This is a genomic window from Variovorax sp. P1_H12_2, from assembly GCF_056405335.1.
In genome coordinates this window covers 1-3,625 of record NZ_JBFUCI010000543.1, presented here as the reverse complement: position 1 = coordinate 3,625, position 3,625 = coordinate 1, and the positions used below count along the sequence as shown (strand labels likewise).

The 3,625-nt window shown below is 63.9% G+C and carries 4 protein-coding genes; 2 read left to right on the top strand and 2 right to left on the bottom strand.

Annotation, left to right across the window (positions count from 1 at the left end; genetic code table 11):
* Positions 1-149: 149 nt before the first annotated feature.
* A complete protein-coding gene (locus tag AC1D2K_RS31950; RefSeq protein ID WP_478094109.1) occupies positions 150-1,118 on the bottom strand; it encodes a Bug family tripartite tricarboxylate transporter substrate binding protein in 969 nt (322 codons plus the stop codon).
* A gap of 23 nt (positions 1,119-1,141) precedes the next feature.
* Positions 1,142-2,017: a Bug family tripartite tricarboxylate transporter substrate binding protein gene (locus AC1D2K_RS31945; protein ID WP_478094110.1), complete on the bottom strand. Its 876-nt coding sequence runs from the start codon at positions 2,015-2,017 to the stop codon at positions 1,142-1,144.
* Positions 2,018-2,302: 285 nt separating this feature from the next.
* On the opposite strand from AC1D2K_RS31945, the gene AC1D2K_RS31940 reads away from it, so the two are divergent.
* Together AC1D2K_RS31940 and AC1D2K_RS31935 are read left to right on the top strand one after the other, a co-directional pair.
* The gene (locus AC1D2K_RS31940) at positions 2,303-3,274 is read left to right on the top strand and encodes a quinone oxidoreductase family protein (protein ID WP_478094107.1); all 972 of its coding nucleotides are present in this window, start codon (positions 2,303-2,305) and stop codon (positions 3,272-3,274) included.
* Positions 3,275-3,305: 31 nt separating this feature from the next.
* Positions 3,306-3,625: porin (locus AC1D2K_RS31935; protein WP_478094105.1), on the top strand; the 320-nt coding region annotated here is incomplete at its 3' end.

Below are 3,625 nucleotides of genomic sequence, written 5' to 3'. Positions count from 1 at the left end.
GTGCTTCAGCAGCGCGGACTTGATCTGCGCGAAGCGTTCAGGGTCGCGCGATGCCTCGCCGAGGTGGACGTCCGTGACTTGAGCGCCGATGGCGGGCGTGATTTGACTGATCTTCATGGCTCGGTCTCCCGTAGGTTGCGTGATGCTGGTCAGTTCGGCTGGATGTCGAATTTCTTGACGATGGCGGCGTTGCGCTGGAACAGAGACTTGGTTTCGGCGAGCATCGCGGGTGTGTCGACGCTCACATCAGGCTCCAGCCCCAGGTCGATCAGCTTTTGCTGCACCGCGGGCGCGTCCGCTGCCTTCTTGACGGCCGCCTGAAGCTTCACCAGGACCTCGGGCGGCAGCTTGCTGGAGCCAAAGAAGCTGACCTGTCCCGGGAACTGGATGTCCGGATAGCCGAGTTCGGCCATGGTCGGCACGTCGGGGAAGTACCGGGAACGGCTCTTGCCGGCAACGGCATAGGGGCGAAGCTTGCCGCCCTTGATCAACGGCAGGGAAGTCAGCAAGCTGTCGAACATGATGTCGACCTGGCCGCCCAGCAAGTCCTGCAGCGCGGGCGGCGAGCCGGGGTAGCCCACGTGCTGCATGCCCAATCCAGCCTGATCACTGAAGATCAGTCCCGCGTAGTGCGACGAGGTGCCAGTACCGAAGCTGGCGAAACTGGTCTGGCCCTTGCGCGTCTTCAATTGGGCAACAAGACCCTGGAAGTCCTTGGCCGGGTAGCTTGCAGCGGTCACCAGCACACGGCTCGTCTGGGCCACCCTGGCGATGGTCACGATGTCCTTCAGCGGGTCGTACGGGACTTTCATCACGAGCGGCGCTTCGACCAGCAAGTTGATCGCCCCCATCGCGATGGTGTTGCCATCGGGTTCGGCCTTCAACATGGTGCTGAGTCCGATCGACCCCGTGGCGCCGGCGCGGTTTTCAACGATCACGGGTCGGCCCATGTCGATGGACATCTGTTGCCCGACCACACGGGCGGCGACGTCCATCGTTCCGCCCGGCGGTGCGGGCACGATCACCTTCAAGGGCTTGTCGCCGAACGCCCAGGCGCACAGCGCCAGCGAACAGCCGATCGACGCCATGGCAGCGCGTGCCAGTTGTTTCAGTTTCATCTTGGTCTCCGGTTCTGGACGCGTCAGTTCAGCTGGATGTTGAACTTCTTGACGATGGCAGCGTTGCGTTGGTACAGCGCCTTGTCTTCAGCGAGCATCGCGGGCGTGTCGACGCTGACGTCAGGCTCCAGGCCCACGTCGAACAGCTTCTTCTGCACCGCAGGGGCATCCGCTGCCTTCTTGACGATCGCCTGAAGCTTCGCCAGAACGTCGGCCGGCAGTTTGCTGGAGCCGTAGAAGCGGATCTGTCCCTGGAACTGGATCTCCGGAAAGCCGAGCTCGGTCATGGTCGGCACGTCAGGGAAGTACCCGGATCGGCTTTTCCCGGAAACGGCATAGACGCGCAGCTTGCCGCCCTTGATCAGCGGCAAGGAAGTCGCCATGCCATCGAACATCATGTCGACCTGGCCGCCGATCACGTCTTGAAGCGCGGGCGGCGATCCGGGATAGCCCACGTTCTGCATGCCCAGGTCAGCCTGATCGCTGAAGATCAGTCCCGAGTAATGCGAGGTCGTGCCATTGCCGTAGTTGGCAAAGCTGGATTTGCCTTTGCGCGACTTCAAATGGGCAAGAAGACCCTGGAAGTCCTTGGCCGGGTAGCTTGCACCCGTCACGAGCACATAGCTCGTCTTGGCCACCCTGGCGATGCTGACGATGTCTTTCAGCGGGTCGTACGGTACCTTCATCACCTGCGGCGATTCCACCAGCAAGTTGTTCGGCCCCACGACGATCGTGTCGCCATCGGGGGCGGCCTGCAGCATGGCTTGGAGTCCGATCGACCCGCTTGCACCGGGCCGGTTTTCGATGATCACCGGTCGGCCGATGTCCACGGACATCTGTTGCCCGACCACCCGGGCGGCGATGTCCGTTGTTCCGCCCGCCGGCGCCGGAACGATCACCTTCAAGGGCTTGTCGCCAAAGGCCCAGGCGCCGAGCGCCAGCGACCATCCGATCAGCACCAGGGCAGGGCGCGCAGCTCGTTTCAGTTTCATTTTTGTCTCCAGTTCATCCTCGTGTCGGACAGTGGGTTGCCGACGCCATCAGTATCCGACGCACCGCCGATCGACACTTGCTTGCCGGGGACATCGACTTGTCGAAATGGGCCATAACGGACGTCGCGCTTCCGGTTTGGTGACCGTCCCGCAAGAATCGCATCTCCACATGCATTCACCAGGAGACGCACCATGACCAAGGCCATCCGCTTCTATGAAACCGGGGCCGCCGATGTCCTGAAATTCGAGGATGTCGAAGTCGGCGAACCCGGAGCCGGCGAGGCACGCGTTCGCCACAGCTTCATCGCTGTCAACTTTGCCGACATCTACTTCCGGACCGGCTTCTATCCGCAGGCGCTGCCCAGTGGCCTCGGCACCGATGCGGTGGGCGTGGTCGAGGCCGTGGGGCCCGGCGTGACCGACGTCCGCGTGGGCGACCGGGTGGGCTATCTGGTGGGCCCGCCGGGGGCCTACTCGCAGGCACGCGTGATGCCTGCCAAGGTGCTGATCCCCTTGCCCGACGGTATCCCGGACCGCACCGCCGCCTCGCTCATCATGAAGGGCATGACGGCGCAGTACCTGTTCCGCCAGGTCTTTCCGCTGAAGGGCGGCGAGACGATCCTCTATCACGCGGCCGCCGGCGGCGTCGGCCTGATCGCCTGCCAATGGGCGCGCGCGCTGGGCGTGACGATGATCGGCACCGTCAGCACCGACGAGAAGGCCGCCATCGCCAAGGCCCACGGCTGCACGCACGCCATCGTGACTTCGCGCGAGAACATCGCCCAGCGCGTGCGCGAGATCACCGACGGCAAGGGCGTGCCGGTGGTGTACGACTCGGTCGGCAAGGACACGCTGGAAGCCTCGCTCGACAGCCTTCAGCAGCGCGGAACGATGGTCAGCAACGGCACTTCATCGGGCCCGGTCATCTTCAACACGGGACTGCTGGCGACCAAGGGTTCCATCTGGTTCACGCGCCCGGCGATGAGGCACTACATCGAGCCGCGCGAGCACATGCTCGACATGGCGCGGGAGCTGTTCGACCACGTGCTCGCCGGGCGGATCGTCAGCGAGCCGAGGCAGAGCTTTGACTTGGCCGATGCGGCCGAAGCGCATCGCGCCCTCGAAGGACGAAAGACGATCGGCTCCACCGTGCTGGTGGCCTGAGCGACGCGCGGCGATTAACAAAGAGACTCCAATGAAAAGAACCCTGATTGCCTTCGCCGTCCTCACTGGCGGCGGTGCTTCCGCTCAGTCCTCCGTCACGCTGTTCGGCGTCATCGACGCCACGGTCAGCAGTTATTCGAACAAGGCCGAGACGCCGCTTGGCGTCGGCGTCACGACCAGCAGCACAGGACAGAACAGTGGCGGCTACGCCAGCAGCCGCCTGGGCTTGCGTGGGACGGAGGATCTCGGGGGTGGTGCAGCGGCCAGTTTCTGGCTCGAGGGCGGATTGCTCAACGACACCGGCAACGGCGTCACTCCCAGCGGCGGTTTTGCCTTCAATCGCCGCTCGAC